A 22500-nucleotide genomic window follows, 5' to 3' on the forward strand; every position below is an offset into this window, starting at 1 on the left:
AGAGGGAACTGCCGCCATGCAAGACGTCCGCACCTGGCTGATCCAGCGCGTCGCCACCTACCTCCGCCGCGACGCCGACGGGATCGACACCTCCCAGCCGCTCACCGAGTACGGGCTGGACTCGCTCACCGCGCTCGCCATCTCCACCGACATCGAGGACGAGTTCGGGCTCGAGCTCGACCCGGCGCTGACCTGGGACCACCCGAGCATCGACGCACTGGCGACCGTGCTGACCGCGATGATCGAGGAGAAGGTGTCGTGACCCTGCCCCTCAGCGCGGCGCAGCACGCCGTCTGGACCGCGCAGCAGCTCACCCCCGACGATCCGCTGTTCACCTGCGGCGTCAGCTTCGACCTCCCCGGCGCGGTCGACGCCGGCCTGCTCGACGCCGCCGTCCGGCAGGCGGTGGCCGAGACCGACGCCCTGCGCGTGCGGTTCGTCGGCGACCCGGTGCGGCAGGTCGTCGACGACTCGATCACGGGCGGCCTGCTGGTCGTCGGCACGACCACGCCCGACGAGTGGATCGATGCCCGTCAGTCGGAGGTGATTCCGCTCGACGGCGAGATGTTCCAGCACGTGCTGCTCCGGATCTCGCCCGACGAACACCGCTTCTACCTCCGCTACCACCACATCCTGCTGGACGCCTACGGCCAGGTGCTGCACTGCCGGCGCATCGCGGAGATCTACACCGCGCTCGCCGCCGGGCAGCGGCCCGCGGCCTGCGAGTTCGGCTCGCTCGCCGCCGTTCTGTCCGAAGAGGACACATATCGGTCATCGGCCCGGTTCGAGCGGGATCGGGAGTACTGGGCCGCGGAGTTCGCCGAGCTGCCCGAACCGGTCGAGCTGGGCGGTCCCGGCAGCGGGCTGGGGCTGAGCCTGCCCGCGTGGACCGCGCGCGTGCACGACCTCGCGGGGCCGCGCTGGCCCTTGACGGTCATCGCGGCGATGGCCGCGTACACCCATCGCGTCACCGGAGCGCAGAACGTCGTGCTGCGCGTGCTCATGGCGGGCCGGCTCGGCCCTGTCGCCCTGGCGACGCCGTCGATGCTCGTCAACGAGGTGCCGCTGTGGCTGACCGTCACGCCCGCCACCACGTTCGCCGACCTCGTCGCCCAGGTGGCCGGGCGGCTCGGCACGGCCGCGCGGCACCAGCGCTTCCCGGCCGCCGAGCTGCGCCGCGAACTGGGCGGCGAGGCGCTCGGCCCGGCGGTCAACGTGCTGTCGTTCGCCTCCGCGGGCCTGCGGTTCGGCGACGTCGAGTCGACCGCGTGCCAGCTGTCCGCCGGTCCGGTGCGCGACCTGGCGCTCAACGCGTTCGGTGATCCGCAGGCCGGTGAAGGCGTCCAGCTCCTGCTGCGCGCGAACGCCGCCAGGTTCACACCGGAAGCCGCTGCCGCGCACGGCGAGCAGTACCTGAAGATGCTGGCCGCGGCCGGTCACCCCGACACCTGGGTCGGTTCGGTCGACCTCGTCGACCCGGACGAGCTCACCCGTTGGAACGACACCGCGCACGAGGTCGAACCGCGGAGCTTCGTCGAGCTGCTCCAGGCCCAGGACCCCGAGGCCGAGGCGGTGGCGTTCGAGGGCGAGCGGATCACCTACCGCGAGCTGAACGCCCGTGCCAACCGGATGGCACACGCGTTGCGCCGCAAGGGCATCGGCGTCGAGTCGCGGGTCGCGGTCATGCTGCCCCGCTCGGTCGACCTCGTCGTGGCGCTGTGGGCGGTGCTGAAGGCGGGAGCGGCGTACGTACCGGTCGAGACCGGCTACCCGGCCGAGCGGATCGCCTTCGTGCTGGCCGACTCCGGCGCCGCGTTCGTGATCACCGAGGAGAACGTCGCGGAACTGGGCGAGGGCGAACCGGACACCGACCCGAACGTCCCGGTGCGGGGCGACAACGCCGCCTACCTGATCTACACCTCGGGTTCGACCGGCCGTCCCAAGGGGACGGTCATCACGCACGAGGGCATCGCGAACATGCTGTCGTGGATGCAGGACGAGTACGCCCTCACGCCCGCGGACCGCGTGGTGCACAAGACGCCCATCGGGTTCGACGTGTCGGTGTGGGAGGTCTTCTGGACCCTGACCCGCGGCGCGACGCTCGTGGTGGTGCGCCCCGACGGCCACCGCGACCCGGCCTACCTGGCACGGCTCGTCCACGACGAGCAGGTCACGATCATCCACTTCGTGCCGTCGATGCTCGGTCCGTTCCTCGACGAGTACACGCACGCGCCGTCGTTGCGGATGGTGAGCTGCGGTGGCGAGGTGATGCCCGCCGGTCTGGTGGCCCGGTTCGCCCGCGAGTGCGCGGCCCAGCTGCACAACTCCTACGGCCCCACCGAGTTCTCCGTGACCGCGACGTCCTGGGCGTGCGAGCCGCAGGACGTCATCCCGATCGGCACGCCGACGCACAACACGCGGGCGTACGTGCTGGACTCGGCGCTGCGCCCGGCGTTGTCCGGTGAGCTGTACCTGGCGGGACCGCAGCTGGCGCGCGGCTACCTCGACCGGCCCGCACTGACCTCGGAACGGTTCGTCGCCGACCCGTACGGGCCACGCGGCAGCCGGATGTACCGAACCGGCGACGTCGTGCGGCGGCGGCCGGACGGGCTGCTGGAGTTCGTCGGACGGGCCGACCACCAGGTGAAGGTCAACGGCCAGCGCGTCGAGCTGGGCGAGATCGAGACCGTGCTGGCGAGCGTGCCCGGCGTCCAGCAGGCGGTCGTCGACCTGCGCGGACGGCGGCTCGTCGGCTACGTGACCGGTGCGCCGCAGACCGATCCGCGGGACTGGCTGGCGCAGCGCCTGCCCGCTTTCATGGTGCCGCAGGTCGTGCTGACCCTGGCGGCGATCCCGGTGACGCCGAACGGCAAGGTGGACCGCTCGGCGCTGCCCGAGCCCGCCGCCACCGGCCGTGCTCCGGCGACGGGCACGGAGGAGGTGCTGCGGTCGATCGCGGCGGACCTGTTGCAACGGCGGGATCTCGGCGTCGACGACGACCTGTTCGCGTTGGGCGCGGACAGCATCGCGGCCATCCAGCTCGCCAGCCGGGCTCGCGGCCGGGGCGTGCGGGTGCGCGCCGGAGACGTGTTCGACCAGCGCTCGGTGGCCAAGCTCGCCGCGGTCGCCGAGGTGGTCGCCGAAGCGGAGGTCACCGACGACGCGGTCGGCGAGTTCCCGCCCACGCCGTTGATGCGCGGGCTCACCGGGCCGGTCGACGGTTTCGCCCAGGCCGTGCCGCTGCGCCTGCGTCCCGGCACCCGGTTCGACGACCTGGTGCCCGCGCTGCAGGCCGTGCTCGACCGGCACGACGCGCTTCGGTTGCGCGGCACCGAGATCCGGCCGGTCGGAGCGGTGCGCGCGGAGGACTGCCTCGTTCACGCGGAGAGCGACGACCTCACGAGCCAGCTCCAGCAGGCACAGCGCGATCTCTCGGTGGACGACGGTGTCGTCGTGCGGGCCGTGTTCAGCGAAAACCGGCTTCTGCTGGTGCTGCACCACTTCGTGGTCGACGGCGTGTCGTGGCGGATCCTGCTGCCCGACCTGGCCGAGGCGCTCACCGCGGCGGCGGAGAACCGAGCCCCGGTGTTGTCCGCGCGCACGACCTCGATGCGGCACTGGGCGCGGCACATCGCGACCGAACCCCGTGACGAGGAAGTCGGCTTCTGGAACGAGGTGCTGGCAGGGGAACCTCCGCTCGCCGCGCGTGAGCTGGACCTGGCGACTGACCTGCGCGGCACCGCCCGCACGATCAAGGTCAGCGTCTCCCGCGAGCTGACCGAGACCGTCCTGACCACGTTGCCCAACGCGTACCGCGCCACGCCGGACGACGTGCTGCTGGCCGCGCTGGCGCAGGCCGTGCGCCGCCACCGCGGCGATGGACCGGTTGTGGTGGAACTGGAATCGCACGGTCGTGACGGGTTCGACTTCGACCTGTCCTCGACCGTGGGCTGGTTCACCCGCACCCGCCCGGTGCGCCTGGAGGCGGGCGGGCATCCGCTCAAGACCGCCAAGGAGAACGTGCGCCGGGTGCTCGGCCACCGGTTCGACGAGGTCCGCGACCGCGTCACCGGGTCGGCGCGGATCGCGTTCAACTACCTCGGCCGGCTGGAGCCGTCGGCGCTGGGCTGGGAGCTCGACGGCGACGTGCGGCTGCTGACCGACCCCGCGATGCCCTGCACGCACAGCCTGGAGATCAACGCCCACGTCCGGGACGGCGCGCTGGTCGCCGAGTGGACCTTCCCCGGTGGCCTGTTCACCGAGGAGACCGTGCGCTCGCTCGCCGACGAGTGGTGCGGGGCGCTCGCCGAGCTGGCCCAGGACACCTCCGGTGGCCTCACCCCGTCCGACGTCCCGCTGGTCCACATCGGACAGCAGGAGCTGGATCGGCTGCGCGGGGTCGAGGACGTGCTGCCGCTGTCGCCGTTGCAGGAAGGCCTGCTGTTCCTGGCCCTGTACGAGGCGGAGGACCCGTACGTCGGCCAGCTCGTGCTGCGCTTCGACGGCGGTTTCGACCGCACCCGGATGCGCGCCGCCGCCGGTGAGCTGCTGCGCCGGCACCCCAACCTGCGCGCCGGGTTCCGCAGCCGGTCCACCGGCGCGCCGGTGCAGACGATTCCCGCCGACGTCACCGTGCAGTGGGACGAACGCGACGACTTCGAGGCGTTCCTGCCCGCCGACCGGGCGCGGGGTTTCAGCGTCGTCCGGCCGCCGCTGCTGCGGTTCACCGCGATCGGCGACCGTCTTGTCCTGACGCACCACCACCTGCTGCTCGACGGCTGGTCACTGCCGTTGCTGGTGCGCGAGCTCGTGACGCTCTACCACGGCGGCGAACCGCTGCCTGTCGTGCCGTACCGCGACTACCTGGCCTGGCTCGCCCGGCAGGACCGCGACTCCTCCCTGGCCGCGTGGCGGTCCGCGCTCGCCGGGCTCACCGGACCGACCAGGATCGCGTCGCAGGGGCGTTCGGTGACCGGCCACGACCACGTCGAGGTCGTGCTGCCCGAGGACGTGACCGAGGCCCTGCTGAAGACGGGCGCGGAGCACGGCGTCACGCTCGGCACGATCGTGCAGAGCCTGTGGGCGGTCGTCCTGCGGACCTGCACCGGACGCGATGACGTGGTGTTCGGCTCCACGACGTCCGGTCGTCCCGCCGAGCTGCCCGGTGTCGAGTCCGTGATCGGCCTGTTCGTCAACACCCTGCCGGTCCGGGTCCGGCTCGCCGCCGGCGACACGTTCGCCGACGTGCTGACCCGCTTGCGGCACACCGAGAACGAGCTGCGTCCGCACCAGCACCTCGGGCTCGCCGACATCACCCGCGCGACCGGCCTGGACGCCCTGTTCGACACCGTGCTCGCGGTCGAGAACTACCCGCTGAGCCAGCTCGCCGGCGGTGAGCTGGTGCTGGCCGAAGCCGAGCTGACCGAGCGGTCCCACTACCCGGTCACGGTGTCGGTCTTCCCGGAGAAGGACCTGCGGATCCGGCTCGCCTACCAGACGGGAGTGCTCGACCACGAACGGGCCGAGTCGGTGGCGGCGCTGTTCGGGCAGCTGCTCACCACCGCGTCGACCGGGTTCGGCCACCCGCTTCCGGCCGTGGAAGTGCCGGTGGAACAAGCGGTCGAGGTCGCGCCGCGGGCTTCCTCCGGACGAGCGCCGCGCACGGAGGCGGAGGAGAAGCTCTGCCGCATCGCGGCGGACGTGCTGGGCGTGGACGAGATCTCGGTCGACGACGAGTTCTTCGCGCTCGGCGGCACGTCGATCCTGATGATCCGGCTCGTGCACCGGGTGCGCGACGAGTTCGGCGTCGAGCTGTCGTTGCGCGAGGTGTTCGCGGCACCGACCGTCGCGGGTCTCTCCGCCCTGCTCGGCGACGCGCGGCCCCGGCGTGCGGCGATCGCCGGCGTCGTGCGGCCGGAGCGGGTGCCGCTGTCCTTCGCGCAGGAGAGCATGTGGTTCCTCCAGCAGCTGCAGGGCGCCTCCGGCACCTACAACATCCCGGCCGCGATCAGGCTCACCGGCTCGCTCGACGTGGCCGCACTGCGGGCCGCGCTCGACGACCTGGTCAGCAGGCACGAGGCGCTGCGCACGCTCTACCCGCAGGACGAGCACGGCCCGCACCAGATCGTTCTGCCGGAGGACACCGCGTGCCCGTTGACGGTGGTGCACGACCCGGCGCCCGATCTCGCCGCCGCGGCCGCGCACGCCTTCGACCTGGCCACCGAGCTGCCGGTGCGGGCCACCCTGTACGTGGTCGGACAGGACGAGCACGTCCTGCTGCTCGTGATCCAGCACATCGCGGCGGACGGCGTGTCGCTGCGGCCGATCGCCGAGGACCTCTCGGCGTGCTACCGGGCGCGCACGCGGGGTGAGGCACCGGGCTGGGCGCCGCTTCCGGTCCAGAACGCCGACTTCGCGGTGTGGCAGCGCGACGTGGTGGCGTCCGACCTCCCGCGCCAGCTGGAGTACTGGACCGCCGCGCTGGCGGGGCTGCCCCAGGAGGTGACCTTCCCCGCCGACCGGCCCCGGCCGCCGGTGGCCACCCACCGCGGTGCCCACCTCGACTTCCCCGTGCCGCCGGAGCTGTACCGGCGCCTGCTCGACCTCGCGGGCCGCACCCGCACGACGCCGTTCATGGTCCTGCAGGCCGCACTGGCCACCCTGCTCACCAAACTCGGTGCGGGAGAGGACATCCCGCTCGGTGGCGTGATCGCGGACCGGCCCGACTCCGCGCTGGACGACGTCGTCGGCGTGTTCATCAACACGCTGGTCTACCGCATCGACACCTCGGGTGACCCGTCGTTCGAGGACCTGCTCGGCCGGGTGCGCGAGACCGGTCTGGGCGCCTTCGCCCACCGCGAGGTCCCGTTCGAACGGCTGGCGGAGGAGCTGCGACCGGAACGGTCCCGTTCGCGGCACCCCTTCTTCCAGGTGATGCTCGCCTGGCTGGACCTGACCGAGGTGCGGGTCGACCTGCCGGGCGTCGCCGTGACGGCGGGTCCGGTCACCAGCGGCACGGCCAAGTTCGACGTGCACTTCGACTGCCAGCTCACCGAGGAGGGCGGTCTGCTGTGCACGCTGGAGTACGCCACCGACCTCTACGACCGGGCCACGGCGGAGAGCTTCGCGCGCCGGTTCACGAAGGTGCTGACCGCGGTCGCGGCGGACGCCGGCCTTCGCCTGTCCGAAGTGGACGTGCTGGACGAGACCGAGCGCGAGCTGGTGCTGCGCCGGTGGAACGACACCGCGGCACCCATCGACCCCCGCTTCGTCGTAGAGCTGCTGGAGGCACAGGACCCCGCGGCCGTCGCCGTGATCTTCGAGGGCGAGCGCGTCACCTACGGCGAGTTCAACGCGCGGGTGAACCGGCTGGCCAGGGCTCTGCGCCGGCGTGGTGTCGGACCCGAGTCGCGGGTGGCGGTCATGCTGCCGCGTTCGGTGGACCTGGTCGTGGCGCTGTGGGCCGTGCTCAAGGCCGGTGCCGCCTACGTGCCCATCGACACCGGGTACCCCGCCGACCGCATCGCCTACGTGCTGGCCGACTCGGGCGCGGTACTGCTGGTGTCCGATGTGGACGTCGACGGCTTCGAGCGGATCGGCGTGCGCGCCGAGAACGAGTCACCGGAGAACCTCGGTGTGGTGGTCCGCGGTGACAACGCCGCCTACGTCATCTACACCTCCGGGTCGACCGGCAGGCCCAAGGGCACGGTCAACACGTTCGCCGGACTGGCCAACCGCCTGTGGTGGATGCACCAGGCCTTCCGCCTCGAACCCGGCGAGCGCGTGCTGCACAAGACGCCGGTCGGCTTCGACGTGTCGGTGTGGGAGCTCTTCTGGACGCTCGCCTACGGCGGCACGCTGGTCGTCGCACGCCCCGACGGCCACCGCGATCCCGCCTACCTGGCCGGCCTGATCGGCGCCGAGGACATCACCACCGTGCACTTCGTGCCGTCCATGCTGGCCGCCTTCCTGACCGCGCCGGACCTGACGCCGGCCCGGCGGCTGCGCCGGATCGTGTGCAGTGGCGAGGAACTGCCCGCCGCCGTGGTGCGCGAGTGCGCACGGCTGCTGCCGGACGTGCCGGTGTTCAACCTGTACGGGCCGACCGAGGCCGCGGTCGACGTCACGGCCTGGACCGTCCGGCCGGACCCCGGGGTGGTCCTGATCGGCGCACCGGTCGCGAACACCTCCTGCTACGTGCTGGACGGCCGGTTGCGTCCGGTCGCGCCCGGTGTTCCCGGCGAGCTCCACCTCGGTGGTGTGCAGCTGGCGCGCGGCTACCTGGACCGGCCCGGGCTGACCGCGGAACGGTTCGTGGCGAACCCGTTCGCGGCGGGGCAGCGGCTCTACCGGACCGGCGACGTGGTGCGCTGGACCGCCGGGGGAGAGCTGGAGTACCTCGGCCGGGCGGACAACCAGGTGAAGCTGCGCGGGTTCCGGGTGGAGCTGGGTGAGGTCGAGGCCGCGATGGCCACGCATCCCGCGGTCGCCCGTGCCGCCGCGGCGGTGCACGCCCAGCGTCTCGTCGGCTACCTGCTCACGTGCGGCCCGCTCGACCACGACGACCTGCGCGAACGGATGGCGGCGCGGCTGCCCGAGTACATGGTGCCCGCGACGTTCGTGGAGCTCGACGCGTGGCCGCTCACGCCGAACGGCAAACTGGACCGCAAGGCGTTGCCGGTGCCCGAGTTCGCGGCCGTCGAAGGCCGGGCGCCGCGCACCCCGGACGAGGAGATCCTCTGTGGACTCTTCGCGGAGGTCCTCGGTGTGCCCGCGGTGTCGGTCGACGACGACTTCTTCGCGCTGGGCGGCCACTCGCTCCTGGTGGCCAGGCTGGCCGGCCGGATCGGGGCCGTGTTCGGCCGCGAGGTCGAGCTGGCCGTGCTGTTCGAGGCGACCACGGTGGCGGCGCTCGCACCGAAGCTCGCCACCGCCGGCGCTCGGCGGGCCGGTGTCGTCGCGGTCGAGCGCGGCGAGCGGGTCCCGTTGTCGCACGCCCAGGAACGGTTGTGGTTCCTGCACCGGATGGAAGGCCCGTCGGCGATCTACAACCTGCCGATCGCCCTGCGGCTGCGCGGTGCACTGGACGTCGCGGCGCTGTCCGCTGCTCTGCAGGACGTCGGTCAGCGGCACGAGGTGCTGCGCACGGTGTTCGCCGAGGACGCGCACGGACCGCACCAGGTGTTGCTGCCCGAGATCCCGGCGCTGCGGGCCGGTTCCTCCCTGGAGGAGGAGGTGGCACGGCCGTTCGACCTCGCGACCGAGGCGCCGGTGCGCGCGGTGCTGTTCCCCGCAGGCCCGGACGAGCACGTGCTGCTGATCGTGCTGCACCACATCGCCGGTGACGGCGCCTCGATGGCTCCGCTCGCGGCGGACCTGGCGGCGGCCTACACCGCACGGACTCGCGGTGCCGAGCCGGACTGGCGTCCGCTGCCCGTCCAGTACGCGGACTTCGCCGTGTGGCAACGGGAAGTGCCGGACGTGTCGTTCTGGACGTCCGCGCTGGCCGGGCTGCCGGAGGAGATGGCGCTGCCCTACGACCGGCAACGTCCGGCGGTGGCCTCCCACGAGGGTGACACCGTGGCGTTCGAGATCCCGTCCGACATCCACAGTGGACTGGTCGAGCTGGCCCGTGCTCGTCATGTCACGCCGTTCATGGCGGTTCACGCGGCGGTCGCCGCGTTGCTGCACCGGCTCGGCGCCGGCGAAGACGTGGTCATCGGGTCCCCGGTCGTGGGACGGCCGGACGAGGCGCTGCACGACCTGGTCGGGTTCTTCGTCAACAACGTCGTGCTGCGCACCGACCTGTCCGGCGACCCGGCGTTCACCGACGTGCTGGACCGGGTGCGGACGGCCGACCTCGCCGCCTACGCGCACCAGGACGTGCCGTTCGAGCTGGTGGTCGAGGCGGTGAACCCGCGCCGCTCGACCGCGCGGCACCCGTTGTTCCAGGTGAACCTGAACTGGAACAACGCCGACGAGACCGTCACGGTCGACCTGCCCGGCGTGACCGCGGAGCCGCTGCCGCTCGAGGTGGCGGCGGCGAAGTTCGACCTGTCGTTCTTCCTGGCCGAGCAGCCGTCCGGCGGCGTGCGCGGCGTGCTGGAGTTCGCGACCGACCTCTTCGACCGCGCGACCGCCGAACGGATCGTGGCGTCGTTCCAGGAGGTCCTGGCCGCGGTCGTCGCCGCTCCCGAGCTGCCGATCAGCTCCTTGCGGGCGGAGGAACGCCGTCTGCTCGCCGCGTGGAACGACACCGCGCACGAGCTGCCGTCCGGCACGCTGGTGTCGCTGTTCGAGGCCCAGGTCGACCGCACTCCCGACGCGCCCGCGGTCGTCTTCGGCGACACCACGCTGACCTACGCCGAACTGGACGAGCGGGCCAACCGCCTGGCACACCACCTGATGGGGCTGGGTGCCGGACCTGAGCGGTTCGTCGGTGTGCTCCTGCCGGTGTCCGAACAGATCGTCGTCGCGGTGCTGGCGGTGCTCAAGACCGGCGCGGCCTACCTGCCGCTCGACCCGGCGCATCCGGCCGAGCGCCTGGCGTTCATGCTGCGCGACATCGGCCCGGTCGCGGTGGTGACGACGCCGGAACTGGCCCAGCCGGGCTTTCCCGCCGTGCTGCCCGATGTCACCGAATCGCCGAGCTCGCGGATCACTCCCGGTCCGCTGCCGGACAACGCCGCCTACGCGATCTTCACCTCGGGCTCGACCGGCACGCCGAAAGCCGTGGTGGTGCAACACCGGTCGGTGATCGCGTACCTGGCGTGGGTGCTGCACGAGTACGCGAGCCTGCGCGAGCACGCGCTGGTGCACTCGCCGATCTCGTTCGACCTCACCGTCACCGGCATCTACGGCCCGTTGATCTCCGGCGGCCGGGTCGAGCTGGTGAGCTGGACGGCGAGCGGACCCGTCGGCTCGGTCACCAAACCGGCGTACGTCAAGGCGACCCCGAGCCACCTCGCGCTGCTCGCCGCGGTGCCGGACGAGTTCTCGCCGTCGCGGGAGCTGGTGCTCGGCGGCGAGTCGCTGCTCGGCGACGCGCTGGACGCGTGGCGCGCCCGCAACCCCGAAGCGACCGTGCTCAACGAGTACGGCCCGACCGAGACCACCGTCGGCTGCACCGTCTTCCGCATCGCGCCGGGAGATCCCGTGCCGTCCGGCGTGATCACGATCGGCAGGCCCGCGTGGAACACCCGGGTCCACGTGCTGGACGCCCGGCTGCAACCGGTGCCGATCGGTGCGGTGGGCGAGCTGTACGTCAGCGGCGCGCTGGTGACCCGCGGCTACCAGGGCCGTCCCGGTCTCACCGCGGGACGGTTCGTCGCCGACCCGTTCGGACCGGCCGGCTCGCGCATGTACCGCACCGGCGACCTCGCGCGGTGGACCGCGGAAGGGCTGCTGGAGTTCGCCGGACGGGTCGACGACCAGGTCAAGATCCGCGGTTTCCGGATCGAGCTGGGCGAGGTCGAGGCGGCCCTGTCGGCGGAGTCCGCCGAGGCCGCGGCCGTGGTCCGCGACGGCGCCCTGGTCGGGTATGTCGTGCTGCGACCCGGTCAGACCGTGGACGACGTGCGCGTGGCGGTGGAGAAGACGCTGGCGGAGTACATGGTGCCAACGGCGTTCGTCGCGCTGGACGTGTTGCCGCGCACGCCGAACGGGAAGATCGACCGCGCTGCCCTGCCCGCCCCCGCGCACGTCACCGCCGGTGCGGTGGCGGACGGTCGGGTCGCCGCCGCGTTCGCGGAGCTGCTGGGTGTGGCGGAGATCGGGCCGCACGACGACTTCTTCGCGCTCGGCGGGCACTCGTTGCTGGCAGCACGGCTGGTGAACCGGCTGCGGGACGAGTTCGGCGCGGACGTGTCGATCCGGGACGTGTTCGAGAACCCGACCGTGGCGGCGTTGAGCGAGCTGCTGGGAGAGCCCACCGCGGTGGAGGAAGCCGTGGCACCACAACGGGTGCGGCGTGCGCCGCTCTCCGCGGCGCAACGCCGGATGTGGTTCCTGTACGAGCTGGAGGGCCCGTCCGCGACCTACACCATCCCGATCGCGCTGCGTCTGCGCGGCGAGCTGGACGTCGAGGCGCTGCGCGCCGCGTTCGGCGACGTCCTCGCTCGTCACGACGTCCTCCGCACGATCATCGACCCCGAAGGCCCGCACCAGGTCGTGCAGGACGACGTCGAGATCCCGTTCGAGGTGGTGGACCGCCTCGACGGCCACGCGGAACGACCGTTCGCGCTCGACACCGAGATCCCGATCCGCGCGGTGCTGGCCGGTGGCGGTGACGAGCACGTCCTGCTCGTGACCCTGCACCACATCGCGGGTGACGGCGGCTCGATGCGGCCACTGGCCCGCGACCTGCAGACCGCCTATGCGGCACGGCGGTCGGGCAACGCTCCACAGTGGACCGACCTGCCCGCGCAGTACGCCGACTACGCCCTGCGCCACCAGGACGGCCAGGACGAGGCGCTCGAGCGCTGGGTCGACGTGCTCGCCGGAGCGCCGGAGGAGATCGAGCTGCCGGCCGACCGCCCGCGGCCGCCGGTGCAGTCGTTCCGCGGCGACGCGGTGTCGTTCGAGGTGCCGGAGAGCACGCGTGCGGCGATGGCGGCGGTGTGCCGCTTGGGCATCAGTGAGTTCATGGTGATCCAGGCCGCGCTCGCGGTGCTGCTCGGCCGGCTCGGCGCGGGGGAGGACGTGGTGCTCGGCGCGCCGGTCGACACCCGGCGTGACACCGTGTTCGAGGACCTCGTCGGCCTGTTCACCAACACCGTGCCGCTGCGCACGGACCTGTCGGGCAACCCGTCGTTCAGCGAGCTGCTGCTGCGGGTGCGGGGCGCGAACGTCGACGCCTACACCTACGCGGACGTGCCGTTCGACCGGCTGGTGCAGGCCGTCAACCCCGTGCGCTCGGCGGCGCGGCACCCGTTGTTCCAGGTGATGCTGTCGATGGACCACGGCAGTGGCGCGCCGGACTTGCCCGGACTGGAGACCGAGCTGCTGGAAACCGGTGGCGGGCAGGCGAAGTTCGACCTGCTGATGGCACTGCGCCCGGACGGGACGGGCTCCGTTCAGTTCGCGACCGACCTGTTCGACCGCGGCACGGTCGAGGCGCTCACCGCGCGGTTCCTGCGGCTGCTCGACGCGGCCGTCACGAATCCGCGGGCTCGGATCGGCGACCTGCCGTTGCTGTCGGAGGCTGAGCGCGAGGACTTGGTGGTCACGCGCAACGCCACCGCCGGGGAACTGTCCGGCGCGCTGCTGCCCGAGCTGTTCGAACAGCAGGTCGACCGCACGCCGGACGCGATCGCGGTGCTCGACGACACGAAGGCGCTCACCTACGCCGAACTGGACGCGCGGGCGAACCGGCTGGCGCGCAAGCTCGGCCGCGGTGAGCTGGTCGCGGTGGTGCTGCCGAGGTCGGCCGACCTGCTGGTGGCGTTGCTCGCGGTGCTCAAGTCCGGTGCCGCGTACGTGCCGGTCGACGACTCGTATCCGTTGGCGCGCATCGAGAAGATGACCGCCGGTGCGCACAAGGTGATCACGCCGGAGACGTTCGACGGGCTCGACGCCCACGACGCGGAACGGCTGAACATCGCGGTGCACCCGAGGTCCGCGGCGTACGTGATCCACACGTCCGGCTCGACCGGGCAGCCGAAGGGCGTCGTGGTCGAGCACGCGTCGCTCGCCGCGTACCTGCACGAGGCGGTCCGGCTCTACCCGGCCGCCTCCGGCGAGGCGGTGATCCACTCGTCGGTCGCGTTCGACATGCCGGTGACCACGCTGTTCACGCCGCTCGTCACGGGCGGACGGGTGCGGTTCGGCGCGCTCGACCGCGACACCGACCTGCTCAAGGTCACGCCCAGCCACCTGCGGTTGATGGACCTGCCGCGGGCGAAGAACCTGGTCATCGGCGGCGAGGCCCTGGACGGCGAGGTGGTGCGGCGCTGGCGGGACCGCAACCCGGACGCGCTGGTGATCAACGAGTACGGGCCCACCGAGGCGACCGTGGGCTGCGTCGTCCACGAGGTCGTGGAGAGCGACGGCCCGGTGCCGATCGGCACGCCCATCGGCAACGCGCGGGTCTACGTGCTCGACCAGTGGCTGCGGCCCGTGCCGGAAGGCGTGTGGGGCGAGCTCTACCTGGCCGGAGCCGGCATCGCGCGCGGCTACCGCGACCAGCCGGGGCTCACCGCGGAACGGTTCGTCGCCGACCCGTTCGGCTCCGGCACGCGGATGTACCGCGTCGGCGACCGGGCGCGCTGGGCGCACGGCCGGCTGGAGTACGCGGGCCGCGTCGACGACCAGGTGAAGATCCTCGGCTTCCGGGTGGAACCGGGCGAGGCCGAGGCCGTTCTGTCGGAAGTGGACGGAGTGCGGCAGGCGGCCGTTGTGGTGCGCGACGGACGGCTGGTCGCCTACGTCGTGCCGTCACGGCCTTTGCGCCCCGGCGAGCTGCGGGCCGCGCTCTCGGCGCTGCTGCCCGCGCACCTGGTGCCGTCGGCGTTCGTCGAGCTGGACGAGATTCCGTTGAACCCCAACGGGAAGCTCGACCGCGCGCGGCTGCCTGAGCCGCGCGCGGCCTCGGGACGTGCCGCCGGCGAGGCCGAACGGGTCGTGTGCGAGATCTTCGCCGAGGTGCTCGGCCTTGAGCACGTGAGCGTGGACGACGACTTCTTCGCGCTGGGCGGGCATTCCCTGCTCGCCGCGCAGGTCGTCAACCGGGTCCGTGCGCAGCTCGGCGGTGACGTCGGCGTCACGACGCTGTTCACCGCGCCGACGCCCGCACTGCTGGCCGCGGCGACGGACGGGCAGGTGCGCGCGAAGCGGCCGGAGCTGGGGTCGTCGCCCCGGCCCGAACGGGTCCCGCTCGCACCGGCTCAGCGCGGGCTGTGGCTGCTCAACCGCCTCGACCCGGAGTCGGACCGGTACTCGATGCCGATGGTGCTGCGGTTGCCGCGGGACATCGACCTCGGCGCGTTGAAGTGGGCGCTCGCCGACGTCGTCACCCGGCACGAGATCCTGCGCACGCTGTTCCCCGAGGTGGACGGCGAGCCGTACCAGCTGGTGCGGCCCGCGGCGCTGGACGTCGAAACCGTGCGCGTGGACGACCTGACCGAAGCCGTCCACGCCGAGGCCGCCCGCGGGTTCGACCTGACGCGGGAACCGCCGTTGCGCGCGACGGTGTTCCGCAAGGGCGACGAGCGCGTGCTTCTGGTGGTGCTGCACCACATCGCGGGCGACGACTGGTCGTTCGGGCCGCTCGCCCGCGACCTGGCCACCGCCTACCGCGCCCGCGTCGACGTGACCGCGCCCGCGCTGGCGCCGTTGCCCCTGCAGTACGCGGACTTCGCGCTGTGGCAGCAAAGCGCGTCTGCAGATGAGGGCATCGCGTTCTTCCGCCGCACCCTCGAAGGCGCGGCGGAGCAGCGGTTGCCGGTGGACCGGCCGTTGCCCAGCGGCAGGGCCGAACGGGTGCCGGTGACGCTGCCCCCGGTCGCGGACTTCGCCAGGGAGCACGGCTGCACGGAGTTCACCGTGCTGCACGCGGCACTCGCGGTGTTGTTGCAGCGGCACGGCTGCGGTGACGACGTCGTGATCGGCACCCCGGTGTCCGGCCGGCCGGACCAGCGGCTGGAGGAGCTGATCGGCTACTTCGTCAACACCGTCGCACTGCGCACGGACCTGTCCGGCGACCCGACGTTCCGCGACGTGCTGGACCGGGTGCGCACCGCGGACCTGGCCGCGTTCGCGCACGCCGACGTGCCGTTCGACGCGGTGGTCGCCGAGCTGGCCCCCGGTGGCGCGCCGCTGTTCCGCGTGCTGCTCTCGGTGCTGCCGCCCGCGGCCGCGCTCGACGACCTCGGCGTGGTCGCGGAGAGCACTGGCGGGACCGCCGCCGCGAAGTTCGACCTCGCGGTGAACCTGCAGCCCGGCGCGGACGGCGTGACCGGTGACATCGAGTTCGACACCGGGCTGTTCGACGAGGAGACGGCGCGGGGGCTCGCGGCGAGCCTCGCCGCACTGCTCACCGCCGCGGTCGCCGCGCCGGGACGACCGGTGCGGCTCGCCGACCTGGTGGCACGGCCGGTCGCGGTGGCTCCGGCCGCGGTGACCGAGACGCTGCCGGATCTGCTGCAGGCGCAGGCGACTCGCCACCCCGACCGGATCGCGGTGGTGGCCGACGAGACCCTGACCTTCGCGGAACTGCACGAGCGCGCCCGGCGGCTGGCCCGCGTGCTCGCCGGGAAGGGGATCGGCCGCGGCGACGTGGTCGCGGTGCGGATGCCCCGGTCGGCGGACGTGGTCGTCGCGATGTTCGGCGTGATGGCGGCGGGCGCGGCCTACCTGCCGGTCGACGTCGCGGCACCCGAGGCACGGGTGCGGCGGCTGCTGGACGACGCGACGTTCGTGCTCGACTCCCTTGTGGACGGTCCGCGGGCCGAGCCGCAGGTACCGGGACCGGGTGATCTCGCCTACGTCCTGCACACCTCCGGGTCGACCGGCACGCCCAAGGGGGTGGCGGTCGAGCACCGGGCGATCGTCAACCTCTTCCACGCGCACAACGCGGACCTGCTCGGCGAGCAGCCGTGCCGGGTCGCGCTCGTCGCACCGCTCACGTTCGACGCGTTCTGGGACCCGGTGCAGTGGATGCTCGCCGGCCACGAGCTGCACGTGGTGCCCGACGACGTGCGGCGCGACCCCGAGGCGTTGCTCTCGTACCTGACGCGGCACGGCATCGACGCCATCGACACCACGCCGTCGTACGCCCGGCTGTTGCTGGCGACCGGACCGTTCACCCCGCGGCTGCTCGTGCTCGGCGGCGAGGCCGTCGATCCGGACCTGTGGCGGTTGTTGCGGGACGAGCAGATCAGGGCGATCAACACGTACGGCCCGACCGAGTCCACTGTGGAGGCGGTCACGGCGTGGCTGGCCGAGCACCCCAGGCCGGTGATCGGACGGCCGATCGGCAACGTCGTCGCGTACGTGCTGGACCGCAACCTGCGACCGCTGCCGGACGGTGTCACCGGTGAGCTGTACCTGGCCGGTGCGGGACTCGCCCGCGGTTACCACCGGCGGCCGGGTGACACGGCGGCACGGTTCGTGGCCGACCCGTTCGGTTCCGGCACGAGGATGTACCGCACCGGCGACCTGGCCCGGTGGCGCAAGGGCGTGCTGGAGTACGTCGGCCGCACCGACGACCAGGTCAAGGTGCGCGGCATGCGGGTCGAGCTCGGCGAGGTCGAGGCCGCGCTCACGGCCTGCGCGGGCGTCTCGGCGGCCGCCGCGGCGGTGCGGGACGACCTGCTGGTCGGGTACGTGGTCGGCGCGGGCACGGACGGCGTGCGCGCCGAGGTGGCCACGATGTTGCCGGAACACATGGTGCCGCAACGGATCGTGGCTCTCGACGCGCTGCCGTTGACGACGAGCGGCAAGATCGACCGCAAGGCGCTGCCCGCTCCGGCCACCGAGGTCCGGCACGGTGCGGAACCGCGCAACAACGCGGAAGCCGTGCTGTGCAAGGTGTTCGCCGAGGTGCTGCAGCTGGGCTCGGCTGGTCGCGACGACGACTTCTTCGTGCTCGGCGGCCACTCGATGCTGGTGCCGAAGCTGGTCAACGGGGTGCGGACCCGGCTGGGCGCGGACCTGGCCGTGCGGGACGTGTTCGAGGCCCGCACCCCCTCGCGGCTCGCGCCCCGGCTCACCGGGATCACCCGGCCCGCGCTGGTGGCGGGACAGCGGCCGCAACGGCTGCCGCTGTCCTACACCCAGGAGCGGTTCTGGTTCCTGCACCGGCTCGAAGGGCCGTCCGCGGCCTACAACATGCCACTGGCGCTGAGGTTGCGCGATCTGGACGTCCCGGCGTTGCGGCTCGCGCTGACCGACGTGGCCGACCGCCACGAGGTGCTGCGGACCGTGTTCCGCGACGACGAGCAGATCGTGCTCCCCGCGGGCACGGCGCCCCGCCTGACCGAAGCACCCTGGGACGACCGGGCGCTGGCCTCCGCGGCCGCGTACCCGTTCGACCTCGCGGCCGAACCTCCGATGCGCGCCTGGGTGTTCCACGACGGCGACGAGTCCGTGCTGCTCCTGCTGCTGCACCACATCGCCGGTGACGGCGAGTCGATGGCACCGCTGACCCGCGACCTCATGACCGCCTACCGCGCCCGGATGGCGGGTGAGGCACCGCGGTGGGCGCCGCTTCCGGTGCAGTACGCGGACTTCGCACTCTGGCAACGGCAACTTCCGCCCGACGAGCAGCACTGGGCGGAAGCCCTGGCGGGGCTGCCCGAGGAGCTGAACCTGCCCACCGACCGGTCGCGGTCCGCGCTGGTGGCGGGCGCGGGGGCGGTGCCGCTGGAGATCAGCCGGGACCTGCACGCACGGCTCGCCGGGATCAGCGGTGACGCCACCACGTTCATGGTCGTGCTGGCCGGCCTCTCCGCCCTGCTGACCAGGATGGGCGCGGGCACCGACCTGCCGATCGGCGTGCCGGTGCACGGACGGTCCGACGCGGCGCTGGACGACCTCGTCGGCTGCTTCCTCAACACGCTGGTGCTGCGGACGCGGACCGACGGCGACCCGACGTTCGCCGAGTTGCTCAGCCGGGTGCGGGACACCGCGCTCGACGCCTACGAGCACCAGGACACGCCGTTCGAGCGGCTCGTCGAGGTGCTCAACCCGCCGCGCTCGGCCGGACGTCACCCGCTGTTCCAGGTGCTGCTGTCCTACCGGGTCGGCGGCGAGGAGGCCCGTCCCGACGGCGAAGCGGTCGAGGTGAGCCTGCCGTCCGCGCGCTTCGACCTGTCCGTCAGCCTCACCGAGCAGCCGGGCGGCGGCCTGACCGGCGAGATCCAGTACCCGGCCGGGTTGTTCGACCACGACACGGTCGCGTTGCTCGCCCAGCGGTTCGTCAACGTCCTCGACCAGGCCGCGACCAGCCCCGACCTGCCGATCAGCGAACTGGACGTGCTGCTGCCGGGCGAACCGGTGCGGCACGGGACGGCCGTCGCACTGCCGGAAGGCACGCTGGCCGACCTGTTCGCCCGCGCTGTCCGGGAAACCCCGGACGCGCTCGCCGTCGTCACCGATTCCGAGGAGCTCACCTACGCCGAGCTGAACCGCCGGGCGAACCGGTTGGCGCACCTGCTGATCGCTCAGGGCGCCGGGCCGGAGTCGGTGGTGGCGCTGGAGGTGCCGCGGTCGGCGGAGGAGATCGTCGCGGCGCACGCGGTGATCAAGGCCGGTGCGGCCTACACGCCGGTCGACGCCCCGTCCGAACGTGCCGAGGCGATGCGCGCCGACGCCGGGGCGTCCATTGTGGTCACCCCGGACACCGTGGCCGCCAGCGCCGGATTCCCGGACCACGACCCGGAGGTCCGGATCCACCCGGACAACGCGGCGTACGTGCTGTTCACCTCCGGCTCGACCGGCAGGCCCAAGGGCGTGGTGGTGTCGCACAGGTCGGTGGTGAACCACCTCGCGTGGCTGCAACGCACCTACCGGCTGGAACCGGGAGACCGGGTGCTGCACAAGACACCCGCCGGCTTCACGGTGTCGGTGTGGGAGCTGTTCTGGCCCCTGCAGGCGGGCGCGACCACCGTCGTCGCGGCTGCGGGCGGGCATCGCGACCCGGCGTACCTCGTCGAGGTGATGAAGCGGCACGGTGTCACGACCGTCCACTTCGTCCCGTCGGTGCTGGAAACCGTGCTGGCGCTGGGCGAGCTGCCCGAGCTGAAGCGGATCTTCGTCGGCGGTGAGGCGCTCACCCGGGACCTGACCGACCGGCTCGCCGGACTGCACTACAAGTACGGTTCCACCGAGGTCACCTGCGACGCCACCGTCTGGGACGGCGATCCCGGTGACCGCCCGCTCGTGCCGATCGGCACCCCGATCGACAACACCGGTGTCCACGTGCTGGACGACCGCCTCCGTCCGGTTCCGCCCGGTGTCCCGGGCGAGCTGTACGTGACGGGTCTCCCGCTGGCCCGTGGTTACGTGAACGCCCCGGCGCTCACGGCCGAACGGTTCGTCGCCGACCCGTTCGGCTCGGGCACCCGGATGTACCGAACGGGCGACCTCGCCCGCTGGGACAGGCACGGCCGGCTGCACTTCGTCGGCCGCGCGGACCACCAGCTCAACGTGCGGGGTGTGCGGGTCGAACCGGGCGAGATCGAGGCCGCGCTGGTCGCGGCACCCGGTGTCGAGCAGGCGGTCGTCGTGCTGCGCGACGACCGGCTCGTCGGCTACGTCACCGGTGACGTGGATCCCGTGCGGCTGCGGCACGATCTGGCCACCAGGCTGCCCGCGCACCTCGTGCCGGCTGTCGTGGTGATCACCGAGTTCCCGCGCACCACGAGTGGTAAGATCGACAGGGCGAAGCTGCCCGCTCCACAGCGGACAGTTGGGGGCCGCGCTCCGGAGAACGACACCGAACGGGCGCTGTGCGCTCTGGTGGCCGAACTGCTCGGCGTGCCCGCGGTCGGCGCGGAGGACGACTTCTTCGCACTGGGCGGGCATTCGCTCACCGCCGCCCGCCTGGTGACGCGCATCCGCGCCGAGCTGGGTGGCACCCTCACCCTGCGCACGGTGTTCGAGTCGCCCACGGTCGCGGGCCTCGCGACGAGGCTGCACGACGCACCGGATCCGTTGGCACCGCTGGTGAAACTGCGTGACGGCAGCCCCGTGCTGTTCTGCGTGCACCCGCTCGGCGGGCTCAGCTGGCCGTACACCCGGCTCGGCGGGCACGGCGCGTTCGGACTGCACGGACTGCAGGCCGACGGTCTCGACGGCACCGGGCGGCTGCCCGGCAGCATCGCCGAGATGGCCGCCCGCTACGTCGAGCGGATCCGCGCGGTGCAGCCGGACGGCCCGTACCGGATCGCCGGCTGGTCGTTCGGCGGGCTCGTGGCGCACGAGATCGCCGTGCAGCTGCAGGAGTCCGGCGCCGAGATCGCCTTCCTGGCCCTGCTCGACCCGTACCCGCGTGATCCGGACGCGGGGCCGCGGTCCGAGTCGGACCTGCTCGACGGAGTGCGGGTGCCGCAGGAGCTCGCAGATCCGCGCGCGCTGCGGGCGGCCAAGGCGGTGTTCGTCAACAACGACGCGATCGCCGCCCGGCACGTCCCGCGGGTCTTTACCGGCGACGTCGTGTTCGTCCGGGCGACCCGTCTCGCGGACGGCGAAACGCCGCGCTCGCCAGAACTCTGGCGCCCCCACGTGACCGGGCACGTCGACGTGCACCCGGTCGACGCCACCCACGACGGGCTGCTCGACGAGCGGCCCGCCACCGAGATCGGCGGGCTGCTCGCCCGCCTCACCGAGAGGACGAACCCGTGACCAACCCCTTCGACAACCCCGACGGTGTCTTCCTCGTGCTGGTCAACGACGAGGGCCAGCACTCGCTGTGGCCGGAGTTCGCCGCCGTGCCCGACGGCTGGCAGGTCACGTTCGGCCCGGACAGCCGTGCCGCGTGCCTGGAGCACGTCGAGCGCAACTGGACCGACCTGCGCCCCAAGAACCTGATCGAGGCGATGGCCGAATGATCACCGCGGAACACCTGCTCTGCGCCGACGACCTCGCGGTGCTCGACGGGGTCGCCCGCACGCTCGCCGCCCACGGCGACCGGATCGACGACCAGCACTGGGTCGCGCGAGCGCGCCGGGCGTGGGAGGACACCCCGGCCCCGCTGCGCCGCACGGTCAGCGACTTCCGGCGGCACTCGGGACCGGACGGCCGTCTCGTCCTCAGTGGACTGCCGATCGGCGACGTGCCCGCGACCCCGATGGTGAAGGGGTCCGTGCAGCACACGCCCACCGTCGGCGCTGCCGTGCTGGCGCTCATCGCGCACGGCCTCGGCGACCCGGCCGCGTTCGCCGCCGAGAAGTCCGGCGCCCTGGTGCAGGACGTCGTCCCGGTGCCCGGTGAGGAGGAGGTGCAGGGCAACACGGGGTCGGTCGAGCTGACCTTCCACACGGAAAACGCTTTCCACCGGCACCGGCCGGACTACGTGATGCTGTTGTGCCTGCGGGCGGACCACGACGGCGTGGCCGAGCTGCGCACGTTCTGCATCCGCACCGCGCTGGGCGAGCTGAGCGCCGCCACCCGTGCCGTGCTGGCGAAACCTGACTTCCTCACCGCCGCGCCACCGTCGTTCGGCGGCAGCGGGGAAGGCTCGCTGCACGCCGTCCTGACCGGTGACCCCGCCGACCCGGACCTGTGCCTCGACGAGGCGGCCACCCGGCCGCTGACCGACGAGGCCGCCACGGCGCTGGCCGACCTGCGCGGTGCGATCGCGCGGCACTACACCGGTGTCCGGCTGCGGCCCGGCGATCTCGCGGTCGTCGACAACCGCGTGACGATGCACGGGCGTTCGGAGTTCGTGCCCCGCTACGACGGCGCGGACCGCTGGTTGCAGCGGACCTTCGCCTTCGCCGACCTGCGCCGCTCGCGTGACCACCGGCCGGGTGACTCCACGGTGCTGGAGAAGTGAGACCT

Annotated in this window: 4 protein-coding genes; all 4 read left to right on the forward strand. The window is 72.7% G+C overall.

All coding sequences use genetic code 11. From position 1 onward, the window contains the following. Positions 1-16: 16 nt before the first annotated feature. Genes ABZV40_RS19090 through ABZV40_RS19105 form a run of 4 tightly spaced genes read left to right on the forward strand, consistent with a single transcriptional unit; the run spans position 17 to position 22495 of the window. Complete coding sequence (locus ABZV40_RS19090; protein ID WP_045313316.1) at positions 17-262, forward strand: acyl carrier protein; 246 nt, start codon at positions 17-19, stop codon at positions 260-262. Then, positions 259-21342 (forward strand): non-ribosomal peptide synthase/polyketide synthase, encoded by a 21084-nt coding sequence (locus tag ABZV40_RS19095; protein ID WP_355442749.1) that lies wholly within the window; start codon positions 259-261, stop codon positions 21340-21342. The genes ABZV40_RS19090 and ABZV40_RS19095 overlap by 4 nt, the downstream gene beginning before the upstream one ends. Continuing rightward, positions 21339-21548: an MbtH family protein gene (locus ABZV40_RS19100; protein ID WP_355442752.1), complete on the forward strand. Its 210-nt coding sequence runs from the start codon at positions 21339-21341 to the stop codon at positions 21546-21548. Before ABZV40_RS19095 ends, ABZV40_RS19100 begins: the two co-directional genes overlap by 4 nt. Next, on the forward strand, positions 21545-22495 hold the full coding sequence (locus ABZV40_RS19105; RefSeq protein WP_355442755.1) for a TauD/TfdA family dioxygenase: 951 nt from the start codon (positions 21545-21547) through the stop codon (positions 22493-22495). Before ABZV40_RS19100 ends, ABZV40_RS19105 begins: the two co-directional genes overlap by 4 nt. The last annotated feature ends 5 nt before the right edge of the window (positions 22496-22500 follow it).

This window comes from Lentzea sp. NPDC004782 (assembly GCF_040609115.1).
In the GTDB taxonomy this organism is placed as follows: Bacteria; Actinomycetota; Actinomycetes; order Mycobacteriales; family Pseudonocardiaceae; genus Lentzea.